Origin of the sequence: Paenibacillus aquistagni (assembly GCF_900177815.1) — a bacterium.
Lineage (GTDB): Bacteria > Bacillota > Bacilli > Paenibacillales > Paenibacillaceae > Paenibacillus_B > Paenibacillus_B aquistagni.
In genome coordinates this window covers 187,239-212,578 of sequence record NZ_FXAZ01000007.1, presented here as the reverse complement: position 1 = coordinate 212,578, position 25,340 = coordinate 187,239, and the positions used below count along the sequence as shown (strand labels likewise).

Here is a 25,340-nt window from a genome sequence, read left to right as displayed (position 1 = left end):
CTCTAATAACGGGCAATACATCCAGGGAAGACAATCGGCATCATTTTCCATAATAGATGCTCTCTTGTGTGGAATTCGCAGGATGGTTATACTTAGAAATAGAAGGAGGGATGTTAAGATGATCACAATCAGCGATTTGGCTGCACAGAAGATTAAGGAAATGCTCGAGCAAGAAGAGAATCAGAACATGTTCTTGCGTCTTGGTGTGCGTCCTGGAGGCTGCAGCGGCTACTCATACGGCATGGGCTTTGATGATGAAGAGACCAGTGAAGACGTGCATCTCGAGAGCCATGGCATGAAGGTTGTTGTCGACAAGGAGAGCATCCCGCATCTGGCAGGTCTTGAGATTGACTACAAGGAGTCCGGAATGTCGGGTGGATTCACCATCGAGAATCCGAACGCCATTGCGACATGCGGCTGCGGATCTTCCTTCCGTACAGCGACAGCTGCGGGCAAAGCGGAGAAATGCGACGATTAATGGATTGAAACTGCGTGTTGATGCGAAAATACATGAATAATGCGTGATGAAGCCCCCTGATCCTTAGTTGGATTAGGGGGCTTGTTTTGTGTTGAGGCTGTGCTCAAGCAAAAGAAATCCTTGCTCGCAAGAGGGCATCTCTTGCTTGTATTCTTCTAAATTCGAATGCGGCAGAATGGCCTATATGGCATAGTTGCTCAATCGGTCAGCATTGCGCCGGCTGCTTAGCTTATAAAAAGGTCTGCTTGAACATCAGGCTGATCAAATAAAAGCAAAATAATGAAAACAAAAAGGCACCGATGCCGAGCGGAAGCTTGCGCTGCTTCAAAAAGCGAATGCTGATCGCAAAGATCCCTGCATTAATGAGTACGAGCACGACAGCCATGCTCACAATGGCAATCCAATACAATACCTCCATTACGGAAGCGCTTAGCATATGCTTTCCCCCCAAGTGAAGCCGAACTTCCTTATCCTCATTTGGTACTAACATACCATCCATTACTTGGTAATGACAAGCTTGAATCTTGGCTATTTCATGACGCTGCCAACTATTAGATATTGTGGGCTGCACGCTATTAGTCTAGCAAGCTATTGCAAGGATTGCGGTTTCTATCAAAATAAAGGCGTTCGCCGTGGACAATCATACAAGAATAGAAGAAGGAAGATGAGTATGTATAAGTATAACGCTGAAAGGGGATATTCGCATGGAAGGAAGACAGCTGGCCAGCAAATGGCTGAAGACAGAAGCGCTCTTGTCAGACCCACGCGTCGCATCCTATGTGCCTGCCACACGGATGTATAACAGCTCGAATCTTCATCAGATGCTAAATAAATACGGTTTCGTCGTCATTAAGCCTGTCGTAGGAGGGGGCGGGGCGGGCGTCATCAAGGTTACGAAAGAAGACGGCACCTATCGTTATACGTATATGGCCAAGACGCGGTCTTTTCAAAGCTTTGATGGGCTCTACAAGTCATTGTCCCAAGCCAAGCGCAAGCGCTCATACCTGATCCAAAGAGGTGTTCGACTTGCAACAGTAGGCGGCCGACCAATCGATTATCGTGTAAAAGTCGTTAAAACGAGAGGGAAGTGGGTCTTTCGATCTTTGGTCGGTCGAGTCGCAAAAAGAGGTCTGTTTGTTACAAACCTATGCAAAGGTGGGTATATGGTTACTGCAGGGGAAGGAATCAGACGCTCCATATCTGGACGCTCTGTGCGCTCGAAGAAAGCTGAGATGCGCCGGGTAACTCGAATCTGCACCTCGATCCTAGAATCCAAATATCCTGGGATTGGGCAATTGGGCTTTGATTATGGCATTGACCGCAGCGGCAGAATGTGGATCTTTGAAGTAAACACAAGACCGCAATAAGCCTGTCCAGCTCAGCAGGCCAGCAAGCGTTCTAGCAATCTCTTATTCATCTTCTAAATACATCACAAATGATAGATTTTATTTGTTAAGTTAGGCATTGCAATTAAAGTTACTTATTATTCCAGATGGATCACAGGCTGTGGATAAGGCTATCCACATTATTAACCCACGGTAAAGATAGGATATCGACAGTTGTTAACAAATTATGCACAATTTTTCCACATGTTCCTGTGGATAACAGAACGCTTGTTCTTGGATTTTTGGTCATGCTATGATGTTTCTGCAAGAAATAATAGGAAAGGTTGTGAGTGATATGGCATTGCTGTCTGATGAGTTATTGGTCGATTCCTATTATCAGGCTGTACAGCTGAACTTGGATGAGGAATTTATCGCGCTGCTCCTTGCAGAAATTCAAAGACGCGGCCTGCATCCAACCATCCGGCTTGTACAGGTAGTTCACTAACAGATATAGAATCTACCACGAGACTTTATGATTCGATGTCTAGGTGAAGTGCGTCAATGTACGTCATCGTATGACAATGTTCACAGTATAGGATATGCACACACGAGTCTGAATTAGAACCGTATAATTCGTATGAGGCATCTCCCTCTGCTGCAATCCGAACTTCTTCTTGATAAGGAGCATAAGGTCCAACATAATCTTCCCGTTTGCCACGATCGCGGCTTGGGTTCAAGCAGTTCGGACAGTGAAAGTCTGGGCTGATGAGGCCGTTACAAAGTGGACAAACATGAAACAAGGGTATCCAACCTCCAGTACACAGATGATATGGAGTAGGATACCCTTTCTTTCCTTTTATATGTGATTATACCAAGACGAGAGCTTACATCTTCATGTTGCTGCTGTGTCCAGGCGACAGCTTAGCCGTAGGATCAATATATACTTTAGCGTTGTTAATGGCAGTCGGCGCTTCGCCAAATCCAACCGCAATCAGCTTCAGCTTCCCTGGATATGTTGTGATGTCTCCAGCTGCGAAGATGCCGGAAATATTCGTCTCCATTCTTGAATCTACGACAATGGAGCCAGATTCGATATTGAGCCCCCATTCGGCAATCGGCCCAAGAGAGGATACGAATCCGAAGTTGACGATAACAGCATCTACTTGAACTTCTGTCGCTTCTTTTGTCTTCACATGTTGAAGCGTTACCTTCTCGATGCGGTCTGTGCCGTGAAGCTCGGTAATCTCTGTAGGGGTAACGATGTTAACCTTCGAATTCATCAGCTGCTCCACACTGTGCTCATGGGCACGGAATTTGTCGCGTCGATGAACGAGTGTAACGGATGCCGCAATCGGCTCAAGCATGAGCGCCCAATCCACTGCAGAGTCTCCCCCGCCGCTGATCAAGACATGCTGGCCGGCAAATTTGTTCAAATCGTTAACGAAGTAGTGCAGGTTGCTCTTCTCGAACGACGCTGCCTCAGGAAGTTCCAAACGGCGGGGTTCAAATGCGCCGACGCCAGCCGTAATAATAACGGCCTTCGCATAATGCACATCCTTATCCGTCGTCACTTCAAACAAGCGCTCATCGAGCTTCTTCACGCTTTGAACTTTTTGCTCAAGCTGAATATCAGGGTTAAAATGATCCATTTGCTGCTTCAAGTTGTTTACCAGTTCTTGTGCGGTAACTTTTGGGAAGCCAGCAACGTCATAGATGTATTTCTCTGGGTAAAGGGCAGCTAATTGTCCGCCAAGTTGAGGCATACTTTCAATCAGACGAACGGAAGCCTGACGCATACCTCCATAGAAGGCTGCAAACATTCCGGCTGGGCCGCCGCCAATGATGAGTATATCAACAGGTTGTTGCTGTGTGGCCGAAGTTGTCATCTAATCCGAGCACCTCCAAATGGTGATGTGACTAATTTCATAGCATTGCACAAGTCTCATTATAAACCTTCGGGTCAGGATTGAAAACTCTATGAGTTACAACTTCTTTCATGAGTGCGCTCGAAAAATGTCGAATTTTCAGAGTGTTTCACTAAATATTCACATTACAAGCCACATGCCGAGTCCTGACAATAGCAGTGATCCGACAAGGCAGGCAATAAAGGCTTTGGTGCCATGCAGCTTAATATCCGCAATGCGCATGTTCAGTCCAAGCCCTGCCATCCCCATGCCAAGCAGAATATAGGCGATGTCTACAAGGGTTGAAGCCGCACTGGCAGATACCCACCCCATGCTGCGGACGGTAGCTGCCAGCAGGAAGCCGACAACAAACCAAGGGATTGGCAGCGCCTTGAGCTTGGCTGTCCACGATACTGAGATCTCGCTAGCGGCCGCGGCATAGACATCAGACGAACGCTGGCGTTTTCTTGAAGTGAGGAAGCCTAGCATCAGCGCAACTGGAGCGAGCATCGCCACGCGTGCTAGCTTCACCATGATGGCGAGATTGACCGCATCCGTACTCAGCCCATCTGAAGCTGCAACGACGTGTGCAACCTCATGCAGGGTCGCTCCCACCAATTCACCGTACTGCGTCTCAGACAAAGCGAGCATGGGCAGAACAAAAGCGTATACTAACGTCATGATCGTCCCCATCACACACACGACAGCAACCGCGGTGCCTGTCTTGGCGCGATTGGCTTCAACCTGAGGAGCGACAGCAACGACGGCTGCAGCTCCACAGATTCCTGTTCCGCAGGAGACAAGAATGGCCATGTCGCGATCAATGCCAAGTGCTCTTGAGAGGGCATATACAATGGCAATGCCGAAGAGAAGACAGACGGCTGCAAGTCCAATCACTTTTGGACCGGCTTGAATGAGATCCTGCCAGTTCAACCTCAAGCCCATTAAGATGATGCCCAGCCGAAGCAGCTTCTGAGCTGAGAATTGAATGCCGGCATCCGCTGACGCTGGCACTGAAAACCAATGACGGACCGCAATTCCTAGAAGGATAGCGATAACTAACGGCCCAAGAATTTGCAAGTAGGGGAGGCTCCCGATAAGCTTTGCAATGAGAGACAGAATCAGGGCAAGCCCGATTCCGTACAGCTTTCCATTTCGCATGAATCATCTCTCCTTGATGAATGTTAAGCGTAGTTGTTGTTAATACCACCATACGCTTGATTTATCATAAATGGAAATCGATATTTATTAACTTAATCATCAAAATCATCTATGATAGAACGAGGTAAGGATCATTGAAGGGCAGCCCCTTGTGTCGTTCCTTTATAAAAGGATCATTTTTGTTCTTCTATTTATATATTCAAATTTTAGATAATGACGAACAAGTTGAACACGAAATATTTTGGAAAAGAGGGTTAGCGCTATGATGGATTTGGAGTTGTTGAAATTATTTATTACGGTTGCCGAGCAGCGGCACTTTTCCCGGGCCGCCGAGATTCTGCATTTGACGCAGCCCACGGTCAGCATGCGAATCCGACAGCTTGAAGAGCAAGTCAAGGTCCCTTTATTCGAGCGTTCACCGAAGCGGGTTGAACTAACTCCAGCCGGACACATTGTGCTTAAGCATGCGCGTGATTGTGTGAAGAGCATGGAGCAGGCGCTGCAGGATGTGCAAAGGCTGAGCACGGAAGTAACCGGGGAATTGACGATCGGGGCAAGCTTTACGATTGGCGAATACATGCTGCCTCATTGGATTCGTTCGTTTAGTGAGATGTTCCCAAATGTGCAAATTCGGGTAAGTATTAAGAATACGATGGATATCGTTCAAGATGTGTATGACCATCTGCTGGATGGAGGCTTCGTAGAAGGGGGAGTCCGCAGACAGGATATGCAGGTGAAGCGGTTTGCTGAGGATGATCTCGTGCTGGTCGCGGGAGTGAATCATCCGCTTGCGATATACAGCAATGTGCAGCTGGACCAATTGAGCCATGAGACGTGGATCGTAAGGGAGCCTGGATCAGGAACCAGATCCTACACCGACCAATTCATTAAACAGCATGATTTGGCAATGGAGCGGAGCTTCGAATTCGGCAGCAACCAAGGTGTAAAGGAGGCGGTAAGAGCAGGACTTGGGGTTGCGATCTTGTCCAAGCATGTTGTGTCACGCGAGCTTGAGAGCGGTGAACTCCGCGCGCTGCATGTCATTGGCGAGAAATTTGTTCGTCCGCTGAGTATCGTCACACGCAAAGGAGCCGTCTCCACGATGGCGTGGGAACAGCTGCTTCATGTGGCGATGTCTACTGTCAATCCGCACAAGAGTTGAGGAAATAGTTAACATTATAAATCGCTTTCATCGTAACGCAAACCAAAATTACTCTTGTAATTTAGTTGAAAAATAGCTATTATTGCATTTGGATTACTAGAAGCAATTGTCTCATTAAGTCGCAATTGCTCTACTTGTGCAGACTATATTGTAACGATATGGACGCAGCTTGTATGTGATGTTTATTACTGCTCAAGCTAAGCGGTCTAATCATCCAATTACCTTTCAATACACGCATATCCATTGTTGTGGCGATTTTCACACACATGGGCTGCGTGAAGGATTATACAATGAATGGAACGAAAACTGGGAGGCGTTAAGGCGATGAGTAATATCCCTAAGGTAGTCATTTTGGGTGCAGGCTATGGCGGCATCATGACCGCACAGCGTTTGCAAAAGGACTTGAATTATAATGAAGCAGACGTAACATTGGTTAGCAAGCATGATTATCACTATTTCACGACACATCTTCACATGCCAGCTGCAGGTACAGATGCGCTTGAGAATGCACATGTGCCTATCTCTAAGCTGATTGATGAGTTCAAGATAGATTTTGTGAAGTCAAGCGTGAAAGAAATTCGTACTGATGAGAAAAAAGTGATCTTGGAAGACGGCACGTTGTCTTATGATTACTTGATCATCGCTGTTGGCGGCGAGACGGAGACCTTCGGCGTGCCGGGCATGCATGAGCATGCGATGTTCATTCGCAGCATCAACTCTGTTCGCGCTATTCGCGAGCACATTGAGAAGCAATTCGCGGAGTACAAGAAGAACCCTGAACGCAAAGAGCTGCTTACCTTCGTTGTCGGCGGCGCGGGCTTTACGGGCATTGAGTTTGTAGGCGAACTGTCTGATCGCATTCCACAACTGTGCCGCACGCATCAAGTAGATCCTTCCTTGGTGAAGATCTACAATGTAGAAGCAGCGCCTACAGCGCTTCCTGGCTTCGACCAAGAGCTTGTGGATTACGCGATGAACACGCTGCAGAAGAAGGGCGTTACCTTCAAGCTTGGCACAGCGATCAAGGAATGTAAGGCAGACGGCGTGCTTCTTGCAACGGATGAAGAAATCAAATCCGCTACTGTCATCTGGACAGGCGGTGTCCGTGGCAGCAAGCTGATTGAAGAAGCAGGCATTGAAAATATGCGTGCACGCGTCAAGGTTGACGAGTACCTGAGAGCGCCTGGTCATGATGACATTTATATTATCGGCGACAACTCACTAATGATTAACCCTGCGAACGATCGCCCATTCCCTCCAACGGCGCAAATGGCGATGCAGCAAGGACCTGTGGCGGCGAACAATATCGTGGCATCCATTCGCAAGCAGCCGCTCAAGAAGTTTGAATTCCACAACAAAGGCACTGTTGCTTCCTTGGGTAAAGGACAAGCAATCGGCGTTGTCGGCAACAAGAAGCTGAAAGGCTTCATGGCTGCTCAATTGAAGAAAATTATCGATATTCGCTGGCTGTTCATCATCGGCGGCATCTCTCTTGCGCTTCGCAAGGGCAAGTTCCTATAAGCCATGAGGCACTGCAGTGTTCAAGTACGCGGTCTGCTGACTCGCGACGAATTGGATCGCTACAACGCCCTGATGGAAGTAGGTTCTTACTTGGAATCGCAAAGCCGTTATGATCTGTCCTATACCGTTCAAAAAGAGGTGGATCTTCTGATCCAGCCAGCGATTGAGCGCCTAAAGGATAAAAGCCGTGCGCGTGATCGCATGACAGAGGAATACTTGGCCTCCCTGCAAGCCGATGAGGACGAGGATTAAATGATGTATAAAAAGCCGGTTCGAGCTCTATGCTTGAATCGGCTTTTTCTGCCTAAGCGCGAATGTGCTAGAATAAGGAATACAATAGGTTTTGATTTTGGAAGGAGAATAGCATGGCGAAGCAAAAATGCTACGTGGTATGGGCAGGCAGAAAGCCGGGCATCTACACGTCATGGGCGGATTGTCAGGCTCAGATCAGCGGGTATACGGATGCAAAGTACAAATCCTTTGAATCAAGAGGCGCGGCTGAGCAGGCTTACAAGGAAGGATGGAAGGCGCATTGGGGCAAAGGAAGCAGTAGTTCTGCTTCGGGGAAATCCTCCTCTGGAACTCGCTATAAGAGCAAGATCCAGCCGCCGATGGAGCAGGAGATCGATTACAACAGCATCTCCGTAGATGTCGGGACGAGAGGCAATCCCGGTCCTGTGGAATATAAGGGTGTGGATACAAAGACAGGTGCCATCTTATTTTCATATGGTCCAGTTGCGAAAGGGACAAACAATCTAGGCGAGTTTCTCGCTATCGTGCACGGGCTTGCTTATTTGAAACAGAAAGGAAGCAATAAAACCATCTACAGCGATTCGGTCAATGCCCTGAAGTGGCTTCGCGAGAAAAAGGTTTCGTCCACTTTGGTTCGCGATGAGTCAACAAGAGAGATATGGACGCTTGTTGATCGTGCGGAGCAGTGGCTTCGAAACAATACGTATTCCAACAAGGTGTTAAAGTGGGATACGAAGCGCTGGGGTGAAATTAAGGCGGACTATGGCCGCAAATAGATCATAATCGCTTATTTAGGCAGTCACTCTATCGGGGTGGCTGCTTTTTATATAAACGGGTGATTGGCATAACATGCATAGAAAAAAGTCGGAAAAATACGTAATAAAGTGCGACTCTATCCTATTTACAGGTGTTCTATGGAGTGAGAACGATTTCAACTCGTTGTTAATTTGCATTCCTTTATTCATATCGGCATATGTCCGTCTGCGAGACGATGAAGTTTTAAATTGTGATCAAGGAGGCTGTCTATGAAGCATCATTTAGATGAATGTACATATCTCCAGCAAGAGAAGCCATTGCACGCATCGGAAGGCAATAGCTCCAACAGTACGATGAGGCCAGCGTGGCGCCTGGGGATGGCTGCACTGTTAAGCGCGAGCCTGCTCTCTACGCTGTTTCCCCATCCTACAGAAGCATTAGACAAGACAACGGCCAACGTCGGTTTAGAATGGGATCAAACTCAGCATGCAGCTGCTCAGAACTTAGCGGCGTATCCAGATAACCCGTCCGCTGCTATTAAGACGGAGCAGATCCATGTGCAAAAAGGCATAAGTGATCCATCCATGAAGCCAGAAGGGTACACGAAGCTAAAGCGAGAGCAGCAGAAGGCGGTTGATGCGGTCTTACAGCTGTTCCCTGTGCTTGCGAAGACACGGGTCGTCGATGTGAACAAGGGGAGCTTAAGTTCCTACCCTGATCGCAATCCGACAAGCTGGCATATTAGATGGGAATATACCACAGGCACCTCCTCAAGCAGCTTTAATTCTGTTGTCGACAGCAAGACTTATGAAGTCATTGAATCGAGTATTGGGCACGTAACGGAACTACTGGACTCACACTCGTATTATCCTCCACAAGTCAATGAAGAGCAGGCTCTGAGTCAAGCCTGGGCCATTCTAGCTGCAGCGGCACCAAGCATTAAGAAGGAGGATATTCGATATGACCCTTCCCGCATCTCTTCCCTGCCTCATGCGCTGTTTGGTCCAACGAGCTATGAATTTGCATTTCGCGTGAAGGTGAATGGACTAGAAGCAGATCATAACTTGATTACGATGCGAATAGACGGCAATGGACAGCTTCTCGAATATTTTAGGGGAGGCGTTTCTGACTTCCCGTCTATCGACTCGGTTGCGATATCGGAGAAGCAAGCCTATACAAGGCTGACGAGCAAGATGAGCTTCGAGGCACAGTATGTACCGATTGTGGGGAAAGGGCGCGAGTATGACTATAAGCTGGCTTATATTCCTGTTACAGGACAGTGGCCGCTGGATGCTGTGAGTGGACAAGAGCTGTCATCGCCTTGGAATGATACATATGCACAGAAGGAGATGAAGTCATTCTCTCCTCCTGACAAGGTCAAGCCATTTGAAGCTTCCAAGCAGCCGCTTGAGGATGCAGACGCAGCACTCGCGATCATCAATCGGCATTTCAAGGTGCCCGATCATTATCGCTTAACGAATCGATCATTGAATGCGGACTGGAATGATCCTAAGCGGGAAGTATGGATGTTCAATTGGCATAATATGAACCAGACGGGCGCTTGGATGGACAGCTACACGGCGAGAGTCGATGCGGCTACCGGCCAGATCTTAGAGTTTGGCCTGAGGCAATATGGAGGCATGCCAACAAATGAGTCGGGTGAAGATGTCAAGACGTTGACTTATGCCAAGGCTCAGGAGAAGGCAATCGAGATGGTTTATTCGCTATTGCCTGATGCAGAGCATTCGCTGCGTCTCATTCACCCTGCGGAGAAGGATCGCAAGCGAAGCACAGATGGAAACATTTCGATTCTATTTGCGCAGTATCATAACGAGTATCCTGTCAACGGAGGCAACGCAATGGTTATCATTCGTCCAGACGGAGAAATTATCCAGTACACGGCGAATATCATCGCGGCGAACAAGCTTGACGGGCTTCCTGTACAGGCAAGCGTTGCGGCGGAACAAGCGAAGCAATCCTGGCTTCAAGCGATGAAGCTTGAGCTTCAGTATATAATAGAAGGCGGCTATAGGACTGAAGCAGGCGAGGTGCCAGTTAAGACCAAGCTTGTTTATCAGTTCAAGGCTAAGGATAATCCGATGCAGCAATATTATGTGGACGCAACGACGGGTGAGCTGTTCTCAGCTTGGCCAGACAGCAGGGAGAATCAGACCAATCTGCATGAGCCGCCGACAGATGTGATAGGCCATGCAGCTGAGAAAGAGCTGCTTGCCTTGTGGAAGCACGGTGTCATCTTCACGGACAGCGATCATCGTGCTCATCCTGATGCCAAGCTGTCTTACGGAGAATTTCTGCAAATGCTGACCTATAGCTTCCGTCCAGAAATTGCAGACTCGACGAATCTTCCTGGCAGGGAAATTACGCTGCCGTTCTCTGATGTTGAGGAGGATTCTCCCTATTATCATGTGGTAGGCTGGGCTTATCAGTTTAAATGGTTTGATAGCGCTCAAGGTGAGTCAAGACGCTTGAATTTGGAGCGGACGCTGACGAGAGAGGAAGCGGCAAAGCTATTGGTCAAGGTGGTCCACTATGATAAGCTGGCCCAGTATATGCAGCAGGATAAGCAGGTGCTTGACCTTACAGATCATGGACAGATCAAAGCCAAGGGCGAAGTAGCGATTGCATTGAATCTAGGCCTGCTGGAAGCGGAAAATGGAGCCTTTCATCCGAAGGGCAGCCTGACAAGAGCAGATGCAGCTAGAATCATCATCGCGCTGGCGAAGCTTCAGGGACATACCGATCAGTACATCGGCTAGCTGGTACGATAAGGTCAGAGTAATCCATTTTCCCTTTATTACACAGCTCATGATAATCGTGCAAGAGTAATCAGCAGCACAATTGCAAAAACCGTCTGTGTCTCTTAAGCGCCTTGTGTTGATATCAAGGTGCTGTTGAAGAGAACAGACGGTTTTTGTATGCCTTATTACTTATTTCATCATTGCGATGAGGGACTCATCTGTGTGGCGGTTGCCAACAAAGAAGGAGCCAAATTCTCCGAAACGGGCGCTGACTTCGTCAAAGCGCATCTCGTATACAAGCTTTTTGAATTGCAGCGGGTCATCGCTGAAGAGGGTAACGCCCCACTCCCAATCATCAAGGCCAACGGAACCGGTAATAATCTGTTTAACTTTTCCTGCGTAGTTGCGTCCAATCATGCCATGGCTTCTCATCATGCCGCGGCGTTCTTCCATAGACAGCATATACCAGTTGTCCTGAAGGTCGCGCTTCTTATTCATTGGATAGAAGCAGATATGCTTCATCTTCGGCAGAATAGGCTTCAATCGCGCCTGCACCTCAGGGTTGTCCATTGGGTCGCCGGTTGCGCCTGGCTTCGCCATATAATTGCTCAATTCAACGATGCTGACATAGCTGTAAGCAGGGATCGTGTATCTGGCAAAGGCCGTCTTGTTGAATTCAGTCTCAAGCTCATTCAGCTCTTCAAGCGTTTCTCTTAAATGAAAGAATACCAAATCCGCCTTTTGTCCAACGATGCTGTAGACGACAGAGCTGCCGAGATTATCATTTTCTGTCTTCTTCCACTGCTCCCACAGGGATTGAAGATCATCTAGGGCATGAGCCTTTTCTTCATCATCTGCCTTGTTCCACAACGACCAGTTAATCGTTCTGAAGTCATGCAGTGCATACCAGCCTTCAAGAGTTAATGCTGCTTCATTCATGGCTTAGCCTCCAATATTGTAAAGGGTTAAATTCGTATGGGATCTTTCTCCACATTGTAGCTTATGAGAATGATTATTAGCAACTTTATGTGAGGAATGTCACGAAATGTTCGTTGATTTTTACAAGTTCTGCTAGTAAACTTAGACTAGTTTAATAGGAAAATGTTTGAAGTTGAATCTAGGGTTTGTTCATGAAGCGAGATGGAATGATATTAGGGGGGAAATGACATGCAGGGCTTCGTGATGGTCATTATACTCATGCTGCTTTTCTTTGTCATGATGTTTGGCATTGGGTTTATATTGAACATGTTGATGAAGACGACTTGGTTCCCGGTGGGGTTCTATCTAATTATTATAATACCTGCAACAGTCATCATGCTGTGGAGCAGCGATAAGTCGTGGACGGAGAATCTGTTGAATTACGGTCTAGTTGACTATTTGACGGGCATTGCAGGACTGATGGGAGCGATGCTTAGCGGCAAGATCATTGGAATGCTACGCCAGAGCGGCTACAAGATGTTCTGATGGCATGCTTATGCGGCGCTGCATCATCAGACTGCGCGTTGCATTTTACGAATGGAAATCATATACTTAAACGTGAGCAAGATTATGCTGAAGAAAGGGTAAGGTATTTCGAACATGAACAACTAATCCGTCAGAGACGAACCATTTTGAAGGCAATTGGATATCAAAATGAACGTTATGAGAGGATTAGTCTGTCTATATCGAGCCTTACACCGAAGGTTATGATGCATGCGCACGCCTGTTGTTTGGTCTAGGAATGCTTTCTAGACGCCAATCGCAGCTTTAGCGCATCGATGCTTCATGAATCAATGGCGCCAAGTTGGATGCGAACCAGAGTGAAAGAGGAGCATGTCTGTCTGTGAACAGCGCATAAGCCCAACGCTTGTGCAGAATGCTCCAGCTGTGTTCTTTGTTCGTTATTCATGCGGTGGCACAGGTGCAGCTGCGCTCTTTTTTCTACAGACCACAATCCTCTCTAGGGACGTTCCTAGGGAGGTTTTTTTATGAAGATATTAATGGAAATGAAACATATAAGCATTGCCTATGGAGAGCGAGTCATCCTAGAGCATCTCGAAGTATGGCGTATGTATGCAGGCGAGTGCATCGGCATCGTAGGAATCAATGGCGCAGGGAAAACGTCCCTGCTGCGGACGCTGGCAGGAGAGATGCTGCCTGAACAAGGGACAGTCGAATGGCACGGGAGCCGCAGCTATATGACGCAGTGGGATGATCGCAGCGTGAGCTCGCCAGCTGGCAGCGATCACTTGAGCGGCGGGGAGTGGACGAAGGCGAAGCTTGCTTCAATCATTGACGAGAAGGCGGACATTTGGCTCTTGGATGAGCCGACCAGCCACTTGGATGTTGGCGCGATTGAGCAGCTTGAGGAGCAGATCATCAGGCATAAAGGACTCACGATTATCATTTCCCATGACCGAATGACGCTTAATCGCGTGTGTACGAAGATCTGGGAAATCGAGAACCAGAAGCTGATCTCCTATCGAGCGTCGCGGCCGGGTGCGTACGAGGCTTATCGCAGTGAAAAGGCGCGCCAGCATACCGAGCAAGTACGCGCATATGAGCAGGTCGAAGAAGAACGCAGAAGGCTTCAGCAGATGCTTGTCGATAAAAGAGAGCATGCGAAGGAGGTGGGAAAGGCGCCGAAGGCAACCCGCATGACGAGCAAGGAAATTCGTTCAGCCAAGCCTTTCTTCAGCCGCAAGCAGGGAAAGGTGGATAAGGTCGCCAAGTCGATTGAATCTCGCATCGCGAAGCTGCCTGCTTTGGCCCGGCCTTATGAACGTCCTGAACTGCATTTTGATCTCAATAATCACGAGCCGATATTTAGCAAGATTATTATAGAAGCGGATGCGCTCAGCCTACAGGTTGAGGACGGCCCTCGCCTTATGCCGGACTTTACGATGCGCATTCGGCCAGGGATGCGCCTTGCGATCACTGGAGACAATGGAGCAGGCAAGACGACTCTTATTAGACTGCTGAAGCAGGGCTATGAGATGGTAAGAGCAGCTGGCAGCACAAGGTGCCAAGCGGCAGACGCTGCACAGACAGGAATTGCAGCCAGCGGTGTGCTTCAATATGCGCCGAAGGCGAGAATCGGTTATTTTGATCAGAACTTGCTCAGCTTGGACGGCGCAAAGAGCGCTCTTCGAAATGTAACAGCGACAAGCCGCTATCCAGAGCACGTTATTCGTACAGCATTTGCGCGCTTGGATCTAGAGGGGGATCGGGCCTTGCTTCCAGTCTCACAGCTTAGCGGGGGAGAACGCGTGAAGGTGCAGCTTGTCAAGCAGTTTATGAGTGAGTGCAATCTGTTGATCTTGGATGAGCCGACGAATTATTTGGATATGGAGGCTTGTGCGCAGCTGGAGCAGCTGCTTAAGCATTATCCAGGGACGCTCATCTTTGTATCCCATGACCGCGCCTTCTGTTCAGCTGTAGCAACTCATCGTCTGCATATTAACGGTGAAGCGCCAAAGCTGACGGTATGGGAGCATGATGCGGCTGCAGGTTGTAAGCAGGGTAAGAACTCTTCAACGGGTGAACGGACCGCAGATGATGAGGGGAGCAAGGAAAACGAAGGGCTTACAGAAGAAGAACGGCTTCGCTTTCAACTGGATTGGTCTCAATTGCTCTCGGAGATGTCTTTGTCGAAGAAAGAGGAGGAGCAGCAGGCGCTGGAAGTGAAGTTCAAAGCGCTGCTAGCTTATAAGCAAGCTCACCGGTTGTAACCGCGTTGTATGCTGCGCCTGCTTTCGATATGATACAGATAGAAGGCAGCTGCCAATATCTATAGAAAGCAGGGGTTCGATGTATATCATTCAAGGAAGTTCGCGTGAGAATGGCAATACCGAGCAATTAACCGCGATTTTGACGAAAGGGATTCAAGTGGAGAGCGTGAACTTGCGAGACAAGAAGATCCTGCAGATCGTGGATGGACGCCATGCTGAGTCGGGATTCATGCCTGTGGAGGATGATATGGCTTCGATCGTAGACGCTATGCTCAAGCATGATACGCTAGTATTCGCGACTCCGCTCTATTGGTATGGAATGTCAGGTCATATGAAGACATTTATTGATCGCTGGTCACAATGTCTTCGCGATGAAGCCCTGCAATTCAAAGAGCGCATGCAGGGGAAAAAAGTGTATGTCGTCATCGTTGGCGGACCGAAAGCTAAAATGACGGGATTGCCGCTTGTGCAGCAATTCCAGCACATCTGCTCCTTTATGGGCATGAGCCTGGAAGGCTGGATCATTGGCCGCGGCTCTAAACCAGGCGATGTGCTGCTCGATCAAGAAACGATCGCGCAAGCGAAGGAATGGAATCGAGAATGGAGCGAGGAAGCAAAGTAAAAGGCTCTTAGAGCCTGTTCTTTTCTTCCATACATGCAGCTAACTTATCGGTTAGATAGACGTCATGAGCTGCTTCGACAATCTTAGAGCGGATTCGTTCATTACCACCATTTAATTGAAACGAGTCCGCTCTATTTGTGTTACAATAGGTAAACCATTGAGATCAGAGATCACGAGGAAAGGGAGCCCATACAACTGATGCGAATGTCGAATTTACTCCATTTTACGGAGCACCACCACTATGTCGTTTACCGTGAATTCGGGTTAAGTGAGCTGGATCAAAAAATGCTGACCCATGTATATCAGCCGATGGTGGGGGCATTTGCAATTGGCTTGTATCAGCTCTTCTATCAACATATTGCATCCAATCAGACAGGCTTCTCCGGCATGGATGTTCAGCGCAAGCTGTTCTTGCTGCTTGGGATGGAGCTAAGCGAGCAGGGGAGAAGCAAATTTATCGAAGAATCCTCGAAGCTTGAGGCTGTAGGACTCCTGCAGACATCTAGAATCATGCTGCCAGATGCAGAGGATTATATCTTCGAATATGAGCTGCAGCCGCCGCTGTCGCCGAAGGAATTTTTTGACACCCAGCATCTAACCTTGCTGCTGCGGGATAAGGTGGGCAAGTATTCCGTGCTAGCCTTGCGTGAGCAATTCTCTACGAAGGAGCCGGTCGTCTTTACAGGCAGCGAGCTTCATCGCGAAAATATTTCCATTCCCTTTTATGAAATTTTTAGACTCAATACGCATGTGGTGGATTATGAGCTGGAGCAGGCGCTGCAAGAGGTCGCGCCTCATCGTGGAAGCAGAACGCTGGAGCAGGCGGCAGAAGCTGACGCGCCTGTGCTTAATTACTCAGATATCATAATGCGTTTCCCGAAGTATTCCTACAATCGTCCATATGTGGAGAAGCTGCGCTATGATCGCGAAGGCATGGGCATTATCAATTATATTGTCCGCAAGTTCGAGCTTACGCCGCAGGAGACATGCCGTCTTCTGGATGAGGATGGTGTGTTCAATACCGATGGCAAGATTCTGCTGGACGAGCTTCAGCATCGAGCCCATCTACATTTTAGACAGAACAAGCGTCGCGATGAGTGGCGTGAGCGTGAACAGGTTCGTATTGAAAAGACCCAGCAGGCGACTGCGGACACAGAGCCTGAATACGCGGTGCAGATGGAATATTACTTAGAGGTGCCTAAGCAGTTCGGCGGGCAATGCGATGTGCATCAATACAATATGATGCTACGCAACACACCTTACACGAAGCTCTTGGAGAAGTTTTTTCCAGGTACGGTGCCTGATTTTATTCTCGATATTTTTGCGAAGCTGGATCTAAATTATAAGCTGACGGATGAAGTGATTAATGTCCTTATTCATTATTTGATGACGATGCTCGCAGGAGACAACAATCAGCGCCTTAATCGGAATTTTATTGAATCGATCGTCTCGAATATGCTGCTGAAGCAGGTGAAGAGCTATGAGGATGCGGTGCAGTATATTCGCAGCCAGCATACGGGCGAACTGGCTCAAGCAGGCGGAGAAGGCGCCAAGGCTTCCCCGCAAGCGCCAAGAGGGCGCAGGGGGACAGGATCAAGGTACGGCAAGCAGCAGAAGCCGGCAATTCCGATCGTGCAGCCTTCGCAAGGCGCAGGGGGAACGGTATCTCAAGAGGAGCTGGAGCGCGCAAGGGAGCTGGCGAAGCGTCTGGATGCCAATCGGAGATCAAGCCGCTAATGAATGTTTTTCTTTTGAATAGAAGTGAACATAAGTTATTTTTGAATGTAATGTTATGGTGAAGGAGGGATAGTCGTGGAGTCTTTAGGAGATATGCTGAAGCGTTCCCCTCTCGGTAAGCGTCGGTCTCAGATCGAGGCCAAGATGCAGGAGCTATTGGACCAGCCAGAGGTCAAGGAACTGCTCGCAAGCCATCCTGAGCTCGATCACAAGACGCTTAAGCTTAATTTGAACAAGCTGTATCAATATGTGAAGGAGAGCAGAGCCTGTGAGCATTGTCCTGGACTAGAACACTGTCCCAATGATTTTGAGGGCCACTTCACACGAATTGATGTTCATGAGCAGAACGGCCAGTATTATATGGAGGACCGCAAGGTTGCCTGTCAGAAGCTGCTTCATCGTGAAAGGCAGCAGGCTGTAAGGCGTCGCGTACGATCATTCTATGTCGATGAGACGGCACTGAATCAGGGGTATTCCGCCCAAGAGATTCTAGAGCGGGATTATGAACGAATCGGTGCTGTGACCCAAGTCATGGATTATATTGCGGATGTTAACGAAAAAGGTTTAACGTCTTCCGGATTATACTTGAGCGGCTCATTTGGCACAGGGAAGACCTTTTTGATGAGCTATCTGCTCTATGAGCTGGCAAGGCTGGACTATACAGGCGTGATCGTCTATATGCCCGAGTTCGTAGAGGAGTTAAAATCAATGTTCCAAGAGCCTGCTAAGCTGCGGGAAACGCTGGAGACATTAAAGGAAACGGATCTGCTCGTCTTTGATGATATTGGGGCGGAGAATATGACGCCTTGGGTACGAGACCATGTGCTTGGATCAATATTGAACCATCGGATGAATCGCAAGCCTACCTTTTATACTTCTAATTACGATCTGAGCGGGCTCTTGAAGCACTTTAGCTATACTCGTGAAGGGGAAGATATCTACAAAGCAGAGCGGCTTATGGATCGCATCAAGCCTTATGTAGAGGTCGTCACAGTAAATGGTCAGAACAAGCGCGGCCATAAAAATGAATAACAAAAAGCAGAAGTCCGAATTCTCCTTCTTTTAGGGAGGGAACTCGGACTTCTGCTTGTGTGTGGCATGGATGGAACTGGCTGAGTTAGGACATAATGAACTTGATGATAACCATGCCGAAGAAAATTAAGGTCATGAACCCGAGCATGCCGCCAAAGCCATTCATTACATCGCGTAAATCATCGGTAGGCGTTTCGTTCACATGCTCGCGCGGGTCGACAGTCTTAGCTTCCATAAAGCTAGTCCTCCCATCTGCCTGTTCCTGCAATGATGATCATCATAGCAATGCAGGAATATCGATTCTAAGTATAGCGAATATGGCTTCGATTTGTAAAGGAAAGGCTTGATTTTCATGCAATGAATGGTACAGATGTGGAAAACTCGAATTCGCATAAGCGCTGGAATTGTGGTATACTTTACATGTTGAAAAATAAAGTAAGCTACTTTATATAAAGGAGGAACTAAAGATGGCAATCGTACATGTATCCGACCAATCCTTCAATACTGATGTTGAAAAAAACAATGGTGTCGTATTGGTTGACTTCTGGGCGCCATGGTGCGGCCCTTGTAAAGCTCTTGCTCCTATCTTGGACGAGTTGGACAATGAGATCGCAGATCAAGCCACAATCGCTAAAGTGAACGTAGATGAGAACCCTGAGTCTGCATCTCGTTTTGGCGTTATGAGCATTCCTACGATCATCGTATTCAAAGATGGTCAACCTGTGGATAAGGTTGTAGGCTTGAACTCCAAGGATGCGCTTAAGAACTTGGTAGCGAAGCATCAATAATCCATGGATGAGTTTACATCCATTAACACTTAAGCCCTTCTGCTGCAGAAGGGCTTTTTCTCATGCCATTTAAAGTGATATAGTATACGTATGAGAGGGGAACACTATGCGAACAGACAGAGAGGGGGCGTGAAGTTGAGTCAGGATGACAACAAGAAGCCCGATTCCAAGAAGGAACCGGATCTAATCGATGAATCCTATCCCGGACAGCATTCCTCCAATTGGCGCTCAGAGCGTTGGAAGGAGCGCTGGAAGGATCGCTATGAAGCGAAGCAAGAGATCGTCATGACGGACGAGGAGCTTGTTCAGCGTGAGCAGGCGCTTGAACGCATACATGATAAGCTTGCTTTGCTTCCGGAGCTGCCAGGCTGTTATTTGATGAAGAATCATGAGGGCACGATTATCTATGTGGGCAAGGCCAAAGTGCTGAAGAATCGTGTTCGTTCTTACTTTAGCGGTACGCATGAAGGGAAGACACAACGGCTTGTCTCTGAGATTAGGGACTTTGAATATATCGTTACAGCAAGCAATATGGAAGCGTTGATTCTGGAGTGCAATCTCATTAAGCAGCATTATCCGCGGTACAATGTGCTGCTGAAGGATGACAAGAGCTTCCCTTATATCAAGATCACGAATGAGCGCCATCCAAGGCTTGAGGTTACACGCAGGGTGCTCAAAGACAAGGCCAAATACTTCGGGCCCTATCCGAATGCCTTCGCTGCTCAGCAGACGAAGAAGCTGCTTGATCGCTTATATCCGCTGCGCAAGTGCAACACGCTGCCGGACCGCGTCTGCTTGTACTATCACATCGGGCAATGCCTGGCGCCATGTGAGTATGAAGTAACGCCGGCGCAATATGAGGATATGACGCTAGAGATCGCACAGTTCCTTAAAGGCGGCCATGAAGAAATCAAAAAGGAACTCCGGCGCAAGATGGAGGAGGCGGCAGAGGAACTGCACTTTGAACGAGCGAAGGAATATCGAGACCAGCTCGTTGCTATTGATGCCATTATGGAGAAACAGCATATCAATACGGCTGATCAGCAGGATCGGGATATCTTCGGATTTGCCGTAGACAAGGGCTGGATGTGCGTTCAAATTCTGTATACCCGCCAAGGGAAAATGATTGAGCGCCATGCAACACTGTTTCCGTATTACGGAGATCCCTATGATGATTTCATGTCCTTTGTGACGCAGTATTACAGTGAGAATCCGGCGCTGCCTAAGGTCATTCTGCTGCCTGATGAAGCCGAGTGGCTCGAAGGTACGAAGGAGGAGCACGTGCTCTCCGTAGAAGCTGATCTGAAGGTTCTCTCCTCAGATGCTGAAGGAGAAGAAGACTTATCTATGCCTGCACCACGCGAAGAAGCAGATCAGGTGGATCACGTAATACATGCAGAACATGTAGAGCATGAAGAACTTGCGGATCGAGCAGAGAGCTCTGCACTCGAAGAACGTGCTGGAGAAGCGCCTATGACCATTCGCCAGCTTGCGCAGGCTGCGAGTGAGGAAGGAGAGCACGCTGATGAAGCAGCTGCTAACAATCCAACTACGGCCGGTGCGCTTCAAGAATGGCTGAATGTGAAGGTGCTGGTGCCAAAGCGGGGCATGAAGCGCAAGATGGTAAAAATGGCAATGGACAATGCCCAGGTATCGCTCGAAGAGAAGTTCAAGCTGCTGGAGCGGGACCAAGAGCGAACAGCGCTTGCAGCTGAACGGCTTGGCCAAGCGCTTGGCATTGGCGCCGCAAGTCGAATTGAGGCCTTCGACAACTCCAATATTCAAGGTGCGGACCCCGTATCCGCAATGGTTGTGTTTATCGATGGCAAACCGGCCAAGAAGGAATATCGAAAATACAAAGTGCGCACCGTTGTTGGACCAGATGACTATGAGACGATGCGCGAGGTTATTCGCAGACGCTATGAGCGGGTGCTTAAAGAAGGCCTTGAGATGCCGGATCTTATCATTGTCGATGGCGGCAAGGGCCAGATGTCGGCTGCTGTGGATATTCTTGAAAATGAACTGGGGTTATTCATTCCAGTCGCAGGACTTGTCAAAGACCAGAAGCATAAGACGGCACAGCTGATGGCAGGTGATCCGCCAATGGTCGTGCCGCTGCCGCGGGACAGTCAGGAGTTCTATCTGCTGCAGCGTATTCAAGAGGAAGTGCATCGCTTCGCCATTACCTTCCACAGAGAGCGCAGAGCCAAGTCGATGGTCGTCTCTGCGTTGGATGCTGTGCCAGGCATTGGAGAGAAGCGTCGCAAGCTGCTGTTGAAGCACTTTGGCTCACTGAAAAAAATCAAATCCGCTTCTGTAGAGGAGTTCAAGGAGATCGGCATAGGCAAGCAACTAGCGGAGACGATACTCGCTCATCTTAACCATGAAGAGGAAGAAGCGGTAGAGGAGCAGCATGCTTCTACAGCTGCTGAAGAGACGCCATCACCATAAGAGGAGATTGTACTCCATTAAGTCCTGATAGCTGACGCTCTATGGCTAATCGGTTTCATTCTATCATGTGAACATGAAAACACCTTCAAGCGAATGCTCCAATGTCAGCCATGGAGATCGCCCCGAAGGTGTTTTTTTGCTGTGAATATAACGTTAAGCCACTCTTATATCCTTGGTTGGAGATTTGCGCCGCCGTTATTCTTGTTGTTTTTAAAATGTCGAATGGCATAGACGAGCACGATGGGCAAGAAGAGGTAGATTGCGCCAATCATTATTCCTTCAAGTGAGCCCTCTAATAAATAGGAGATAACCATTAATAACGTATCCAGCATCAAATGGGCAAACAAGGCCGTCCAAAAATCATAGCGGACCATGATCCATACAAAAAGGAAGCCCAGTATCATTAGCTCGATCGGTCTTGAATAATACGGGTAGATCGGGTAAGTAACATGGCCTGCAGCCCAGACAAAGGTAGGCAGGATAGCGGCAATCCATGTGTTGTTGACCAGCTTGCGAAGCAGCCCGACACCAAATAACCGGAAGAAGGTCTCCTCTGAGATCGCTGCGACCCAAGCAACCAGTGGAAAAAAGGCTGGAATGCTTAGATTAAGCGGAGAGTTCTCTGCATCCGTGCTGGACCAAGCCTGCACACTGAATTCAAGAGCTGTAAAGATAATGGATTGCAAGCCGAGCAGAATGCCGGCGAAGGCCAAACCACGCCAGAAGGCCTTTACGAGCCGATCGCCAAAGCCTGCGTCCGACCATGTTGGCATAAGAGCTGGATAGGGAGATCGCTGCCATAGCCATTTTCCCGTTACCAAGGAAAAATATAAGGTGACACCGCCTTGAATGAACGTAATGGCCATTTGCAAAAGGATAGGAAATAGAAGTCGATCGAATGAGACGGCACGTGACAAACTGAGCATCGCTGCACTTGGTATTGCATTTAGGACATGCAAGATGGATATGACGCAAGAAATAGTGGTCAGCACCCACATCGTTACAGAGCGGAATCGAATCTTCTTGCGATAGACAAGCGAAAGAATGAAGCTGATTAAGCCAAACAATAAGGAAACAACCATATAGCCATAGGTCTCGATGGCGTTAGCTGTACGATCTTGCTTCTCCATCAGCATGACATAATCTTCAGGGATGCTCCAATCCGAAGTGACGCTGGCAAGTTGATCCTGGGACCACTTGACGATGATATGTAACGAAGCTTTCCCCATAATGGCAGCAGGCACCCGGTAACGAATATCTTGGACAGACTCCTCGCTCTGCGGTTCACGAACGACCTGCACCAGGTCATAGCCGAGCATTTGAACAGCCTCATCCGACCGTCTTAATCGTTCTTCCGTGGACATGGAGGATGCTGCCTGCAGGGGCTGTGACGGTTCGCTCCGATAGCCAACCATCTGCCCTGTGGTCATATGAATGTCAATGCTTGTATTGGATCTTGCAGCTTCTCCATGGTCGATAAACACGCGGTACACATCGTAAGGCGCTATTTTTTCCCATGGCTTATAGGAAGCTTGCAGCTTCTCCTTGCTGATGTAGCCCGATAAGAGCTCGTGGGTGTAATAAATGACTTTATGCTCAATATGATTAGATTCTGCTTGCGTTATTGCAGGAGTTTCCTTGCCGCTTTTTCCCATTAATTGATGATAGGCGTCCGAAGCTTTGGCAGCAGCTTCCTGCTTGTCAAGAAGAGGCTTGGCCTCTGATTCGGTGTTAGCTTGTGTCATGGGAATAACGATCTGCAAGATTAGAAATAATAAAAATCCAATAGCAGCTGCGATTGGCAGCCCCTTACCCCAACGTGTCGGTCTATTCCGACTGTCATGATCAGAGATCAAGGATATCCCCCTTTTTTGAACAATTTGATCTTTAGCTTAGCGAAAGGAACGAGCAACGTCAAGAAAACAAGCGCATTGGACTCGCAATGCATGAAAACAGGGTGATGTAAGCGCTCTTTATGGAGATTTTATTCGTTTTCGTCCCATTTTTGAACCTACAATCACTTTGTGAAGAATTCACGAAACGTATATAATCGCGTTATGAATTCCATATGGCCGAGTCTCATAATAGATGAGAGCGGGGGAACCATTTCTCTTGGGGTGAATTTTACAGAATCAGGCAGGCATGCAGTCTTGTCATGCTATTCTGTGAATAGGGCGTCTTGACGTGCCCGAATCCGTCAGCTAACCTCGTAGGCATGATCGTCAGGATACCAGCGAACGCTAAGCACTGGGACATCCAGTGCTTTTTTTCGTGATTTCAGAAGAGGTGACATCCGTTGGAGAAGCTTAAGAAATGGCAGACTAGTCTGTTAACGCCGCCGCGCATATTAGCAGGTGGCTTCGCATCCATTATTATGTTGGGGACCATTCTACTCATGCTTCCAATCTCCAATGCAAATGGAGAATCGCTGGCACTAGTAGATGCCTTCTTTACGGCCACATCTGCCACCTGTGTAACAGGGCTCGTCGTGGTGGATACCGGAACGCACTTTACGATGTTCGGGCAAACGGTCATTATTCTGCTCATTCAGGTGGGCGGTTTAGGGTTTATGACGATGGCGACGTTATTCGCAATGGCCTTTAAGAAGAAAATTTCCTTGAAGGAGCGCCTGATTCTTCAAGAAGCGATGAATCAGGGGTCGATGGAAGGGATTGTGCGCTTGATTCAAAAAGTGCTGCTATACGCCTTTGCAATCGAAGGAACAGCGGCAGCGTTGTTTACCATACGCTGGGCATTTGATTTGCCATTTGGTCAGGCTTTATATTTCGGTATCTTTCATTCCATATCGCTGTTTAATAATGCGGGCTTCGATTTGTTTGGCCAGGTTAGCGGTCCATTCTCCAGCTTAACGAGCTATGTGGGCGACCCGCTTGTCAACTTGGTATCCATGTCTCTCATTGTATTGGGTGGTATCGGATTTATCGTTTTATCTGATTTGTTTGAATTTAAGACGAGACGAAAGTTCTCTCTTCATACGAAAGTCGTGCTTTCGATGACGAGCTTCTTGATTGTTCTCGGAACAATCGTTGTCTTCATCTTTGAATTCACCAACCCTAATACGCTAGGCAGCATGAATTGGTTTGAGAAGTTCTGGGCCGCCATGTTCCAATCCATCACGCCTCGTACAGCTGGAGCGAATACGATTGATATTGGAGGCATGAGACAGGCTACTCAGTTCTTTATGATTCTGTTCATGTTCATTGGTGCTTCACCAGGCTCCACAGGCGGCGGGATCAAGACAACGACGTTCACGATTCTCGTTGGAGCTGTGATTGCAATGATTCGGGGAAAAGAAGATATCGTATTTTTCCGCAATCGCTTGGCTAAGGATCGTCTTAATAAGGCAGTTACGCTCGTACTTCTCGCATTGGGGCTGGTTATTGGCGTGACGATGATCTTGTCTACGACCGAAGATCATGCTTTCTTGATGATTCTGTTTGAGACGGTATCGGCATTTGGTACCGTGGGACTCTCCATGGGACTGACCACGGACTTGTCCATCGTTGGGAAGATCCTATTAAGCTTAACGATGTTTATTGGCCGTCTAGGGCCTATAACCCTAGCTTACGCGGTTGGACCTAAAAATGAGCGTGAGCTGTATCGACATCCAGAAGGAAAGATAACCATCGGCTAAACGGCACTTCAACGTTTTATGGCGCAT

Annotated in this window: 22 protein-coding genes and 1 riboswitch; of the genes, 16 read left to right on the top strand and 6 right to left on the bottom strand. The window is 48.1% G+C overall.

Going from position 1 to position 25,340, the window contains the following annotated elements:
* Positions 1-118: 118 nt before the first annotated feature.
* The gene (locus B9Y93_RS20790; protein ID WP_085497828.1) at positions 119-478 is read left to right on the top strand and encodes a HesB/IscA family protein; all 360 of its coding nucleotides are present in this window, start codon (positions 119-121) and stop codon (positions 476-478) included.
* Positions 479-707: 229 nt separating this feature from the next.
* On the opposite strand, the gene B9Y93_RS20785 is transcribed toward B9Y93_RS20790, so the two are convergent.
* On the bottom strand, positions 708-914 hold the full coding sequence (locus B9Y93_RS20785; protein ID WP_085497826.1) for a hypothetical protein: 207 nt from the start codon (positions 912-914) through the stop codon (positions 708-710).
* A 268-nt stretch (positions 915-1,182) separates the two neighbouring features.
* Here B9Y93_RS20785 and B9Y93_RS20780 point away from each other — a divergent pair, with 268 nt between their 5' ends.
* Entirely contained in the window at positions 1,183-1,845 is a 663-nt protein-coding gene (locus tag B9Y93_RS20780; protein ID WP_085497823.1) for a YheC/YheD family protein, read from the top strand.
* A 313-nt stretch (positions 1,846-2,158) separates the two neighbouring features.
* Positions 2,159-2,308: a sporulation histidine kinase inhibitor Sda gene (sda, locus tag B9Y93_RS20775; protein WP_085497821.1), complete on the top strand. Its 150-nt coding sequence runs from the start codon at positions 2,159-2,161 to the stop codon at positions 2,306-2,308.
* 379 nt (positions 2,309-2,687) lie between these two features.
* Here the strand turns inward: sda and B9Y93_RS20770 are convergent, their stop codons facing one another.
* Positions 2,688-3,689 carry an NAD(P)/FAD-dependent oxidoreductase gene (locus B9Y93_RS20770; protein ID WP_085497818.1) on the bottom strand — a complete coding sequence of 334 codons (1,002 nt, stop codon included), beginning with the start codon at positions 3,687-3,689 and terminating at the stop codon, positions 2,688-2,690.
* 159 nt (positions 3,690-3,848) lie between these two features.
* Entirely contained in the window at positions 3,849-4,868 is a 1,020-nt protein-coding gene (locus B9Y93_RS20765) for a YeiH family protein (protein WP_085497816.1), read from the bottom strand.
* Positions 4,869-5,130: 262 nt separating this feature from the next.
* Here B9Y93_RS20765 and B9Y93_RS20760 point away from each other — a divergent pair, with 262 nt between their 5' ends.
* From B9Y93_RS20760 to B9Y93_RS20740, 5 genes are all read left to right on the top strand, one after another.
* Positions 5,131-6,030, top strand: a complete 900-nt coding sequence (locus B9Y93_RS20760) for a LysR substrate-binding domain-containing protein (protein WP_085497814.1) — start codon at positions 5,131-5,133, stop codon at positions 6,028-6,030.
* 324 nt (positions 6,031-6,354) lie between these two features.
* The gene (locus B9Y93_RS20755) at positions 6,355-7,551 is read left to right on the top strand and encodes an NAD(P)/FAD-dependent oxidoreductase (RefSeq protein WP_085497811.1); all 1,197 of its coding nucleotides are present in this window, start codon (positions 6,355-6,357) and stop codon (positions 7,549-7,551) included.
* Between the two features lie 3 nt (positions 7,552-7,554).
* Positions 7,555-7,803 (top strand): hypothetical protein, encoded by a 249-nt coding sequence (locus tag B9Y93_RS20750; RefSeq protein WP_085497809.1) that lies wholly within the window; start codon positions 7,555-7,557, stop codon positions 7,801-7,803.
* Between the two features lie 113 nt (positions 7,804-7,916).
* Positions 7,917-8,579 carry a ribonuclease H gene (gene rnhA, locus B9Y93_RS20745; protein ID WP_085497807.1) on the top strand — a complete coding sequence of 221 codons (663 nt, stop codon included), beginning with the start codon at positions 7,917-7,919 and terminating at the stop codon, positions 8,577-8,579.
* A 249-nt stretch (positions 8,580-8,828) separates the two neighbouring features.
* Positions 8,829-11,336 carry a YcdB/YcdC domain-containing protein gene (locus B9Y93_RS20740; protein WP_085497804.1) on the top strand — a complete coding sequence of 836 codons (2,508 nt, stop codon included), beginning with the start codon at positions 8,829-8,831 and terminating at the stop codon, positions 11,334-11,336.
* Between the two features lie 171 nt (positions 11,337-11,507).
* Here the strand turns inward: B9Y93_RS20740 and hemQ are convergent, their stop codons facing one another.
* Positions 11,508-12,257, bottom strand: coding sequence for a hydrogen peroxide-dependent heme synthase (hemQ, locus tag B9Y93_RS20735; RefSeq protein ID WP_085497802.1), 750 nt, complete (start codon positions 12,255-12,257; stop codon positions 11,508-11,510).
* A 228-nt stretch (positions 12,258-12,485) separates the two neighbouring features.
* On the opposite strand from hemQ, the gene B9Y93_RS20730 reads away from it, so the two are divergent.
* The 5 genes from B9Y93_RS20730 to dnaI all read left to right on the top strand — a co-directional run bounded on the left by B9Y93_RS20730 (position 12,486) and on the right by dnaI (position 18,419).
* On the top strand, positions 12,486-12,782 hold the full coding sequence (locus tag B9Y93_RS20730) for a YuiB family protein (protein WP_085497800.1): 297 nt from the start codon (positions 12,486-12,488) through the stop codon (positions 12,780-12,782).
* Positions 12,783-13,285: 503 nt separating this feature from the next.
* Positions 13,286-15,028 carry an ABC-F family ATP-binding cassette domain-containing protein gene (locus B9Y93_RS20725; RefSeq protein ID WP_085497798.1) on the top strand — a complete coding sequence of 581 codons (1,743 nt, stop codon included), beginning with the start codon at positions 13,286-13,288 and terminating at the stop codon, positions 15,026-15,028.
* 79 nt (positions 15,029-15,107) lie between these two features.
* Positions 15,108-15,650, top strand: a complete 543-nt coding sequence (locus B9Y93_RS20720) for a flavodoxin family protein (RefSeq protein WP_085497796.1) — start codon at positions 15,108-15,110, stop codon at positions 15,648-15,650.
* Positions 15,651-15,848: 198 nt separating this feature from the next.
* Entirely contained in the window at positions 15,849-17,387 is a 1,539-nt protein-coding gene (locus B9Y93_RS20715; protein WP_085497794.1) for a DnaD domain protein, read from the top strand.
* A 75-nt stretch (positions 17,388-17,462) separates the two neighbouring features.
* Entirely contained in the window at positions 17,463-18,419 is a 957-nt protein-coding gene (dnaI, locus tag B9Y93_RS20710; RefSeq protein WP_085497791.1) for a primosomal protein DnaI, read from the top strand.
* A gap of 85 nt (positions 18,420-18,504) precedes the next feature.
* Here dnaI and B9Y93_RS20705 read toward each other — a convergent pair whose 3' ends face one another.
* Complete coding sequence (locus tag B9Y93_RS20705) at positions 18,505-18,654, bottom strand: YqzM family protein (protein ID WP_085497789.1); 150 nt, start codon at positions 18,652-18,654, stop codon at positions 18,505-18,507.
* 232 nt (positions 18,655-18,886) lie between these two features.
* Between B9Y93_RS20705 and trxA the strand changes: the two genes are divergently transcribed.
* Complete coding sequence (gene trxA, locus B9Y93_RS20700) at positions 18,887-19,207, top strand: thioredoxin (RefSeq protein WP_085497787.1); 321 nt, start codon at positions 18,887-18,889, stop codon at positions 19,205-19,207.
* Between the two features lie 285 nt (positions 19,208-19,492).
* Positions 19,493-21,658: an excinuclease ABC subunit UvrC gene (gene uvrC / locus B9Y93_RS20695; protein WP_085498015.1), complete on the top strand. Its 2,166-nt coding sequence runs from the start codon at positions 19,493-19,495 to the stop codon at positions 21,656-21,658.
* A gap of 164 nt (positions 21,659-21,822) precedes the next feature.
* Here the strand turns inward: uvrC and B9Y93_RS20690 are convergent, their stop codons facing one another.
* Positions 21,823-23,514 (bottom strand): CPBP family intramembrane glutamic endopeptidase, encoded by a 1,692-nt coding sequence (locus B9Y93_RS20690; RefSeq protein WP_085497784.1) that lies wholly within the window; start codon positions 23,512-23,514, stop codon positions 21,823-21,825.
* 204 nt (positions 23,515-23,718) lie between these two features.
* Positions 23,719-23,889: riboswitch (cyclic di-AMP (ydaO/yuaA leader) on the top strand.
* Positions 23,890-23,954: 65 nt separating this feature from the next.
* Here B9Y93_RS20690 and B9Y93_RS20685 point away from each other — a divergent pair.
* Complete coding sequence (locus B9Y93_RS20685) at positions 23,955-25,313, top strand: TrkH family potassium uptake protein (RefSeq protein WP_244903520.1); 1,359 nt, start codon at positions 23,955-23,957, stop codon at positions 25,311-25,313.
* Positions 25,314-25,340 lie beyond the last annotated feature (27 nt).

What these genes read in the sequence shown, in the direction of transcription:
- trxA (WP_085497787.1), top strand. Translation starts at nt 18,887, where the DNA reads ATGGCAATCGTACATGTATCCGACCAATCCTTCAATACTGATGTTGAA.
- B9Y93_RS20780 (WP_085497823.1), top strand. Translation starts at nt 1,183, where the DNA reads ATGGAAGGAAGACAGCTGGCCAGCAAATGGCTGAAGACAGAAGCGCTC.
- B9Y93_RS20720 (WP_085497796.1), top strand. Translation starts at nt 15,108, where the DNA reads ATGTATATCATTCAAGGAAGTTCGCGTGAGAATGGCAATACCGAGCAA.
- B9Y93_RS20765 (WP_085497816.1), bottom strand. Translation starts at nt 4,868, where the DNA reads ATGCGAAATGGAAAGCTGTACGGAATCGGGCTTGCCCTGATTCTGTCT.
- B9Y93_RS20755 (WP_085497811.1), top strand. Translation starts at nt 6,355, where the DNA reads ATGAGTAATATCCCTAAGGTAGTCATTTTGGGTGCAGGCTATGGCGGC.
- rnhA (WP_085497807.1), top strand. Translation starts at nt 7,917, where the DNA reads ATGGCGAAGCAAAAATGCTACGTGGTATGGGCAGGCAGAAAGCCGGGC.
- hemQ (WP_085497802.1), bottom strand. Translation starts at nt 12,257, where the DNA reads ATGAATGAAGCAGCATTAACTCTTGAAGGCTGGTATGCACTGCATGAC.
- B9Y93_RS20705 (WP_085497789.1), bottom strand. Translation starts at nt 18,654, where the DNA reads ATGGAAGCTAAGACTGTCGACCCGCGCGAGCATGTGAACGAAACGCCT.
- B9Y93_RS20760 (WP_085497814.1), top strand. Translation starts at nt 5,131, where the DNA reads ATGATGGATTTGGAGTTGTTGAAATTATTTATTACGGTTGCCGAGCAG.
- B9Y93_RS20790 (WP_085497828.1), top strand. Translation starts at nt 119, where the DNA reads ATGATCACAATCAGCGATTTGGCTGCACAGAAGATTAAGGAAATGCTC.
- B9Y93_RS20750 (WP_085497809.1), top strand. Translation starts at nt 7,555, where the DNA reads ATGAGGCACTGCAGTGTTCAAGTACGCGGTCTGCTGACTCGCGACGAA.
- B9Y93_RS20725 (WP_085497798.1), top strand. Translation starts at nt 13,286, where the DNA reads ATGAAGATATTAATGGAAATGAAACATATAAGCATTGCCTATGGAGAG.
- uvrC (WP_085498015.1), top strand. Translation starts at nt 19,493, where the DNA reads ATGACGGACGAGGAGCTTGTTCAGCGTGAGCAGGCGCTTGAACGCATA.
- B9Y93_RS20715 (WP_085497794.1), top strand. Translation starts at nt 15,849, where the DNA reads ATGCGAATGTCGAATTTACTCCATTTTACGGAGCACCACCACTATGTC.
- B9Y93_RS20730 (WP_085497800.1), top strand. Translation starts at nt 12,486, where the DNA reads ATGCAGGGCTTCGTGATGGTCATTATACTCATGCTGCTTTTCTTTGTC.
- B9Y93_RS20770 (WP_085497818.1), bottom strand. Translation starts at nt 3,689, where the DNA reads ATGACAACTTCGGCCACACAGCAACAACCTGTTGATATACTCATCATT.
- sda (WP_085497821.1), top strand. Translation starts at nt 2,159, where the DNA reads ATGGCATTGCTGTCTGATGAGTTATTGGTCGATTCCTATTATCAGGCT.
- B9Y93_RS20740 (WP_085497804.1), top strand. Translation starts at nt 8,829, where the DNA reads ATGAAGCATCATTTAGATGAATGTACATATCTCCAGCAAGAGAAGCCA.
- B9Y93_RS20785 (WP_085497826.1), bottom strand. Translation starts at nt 914, where the DNA reads ATGCTAAGCGCTTCCGTAATGGAGGTATTGTATTGGATTGCCATTGTG.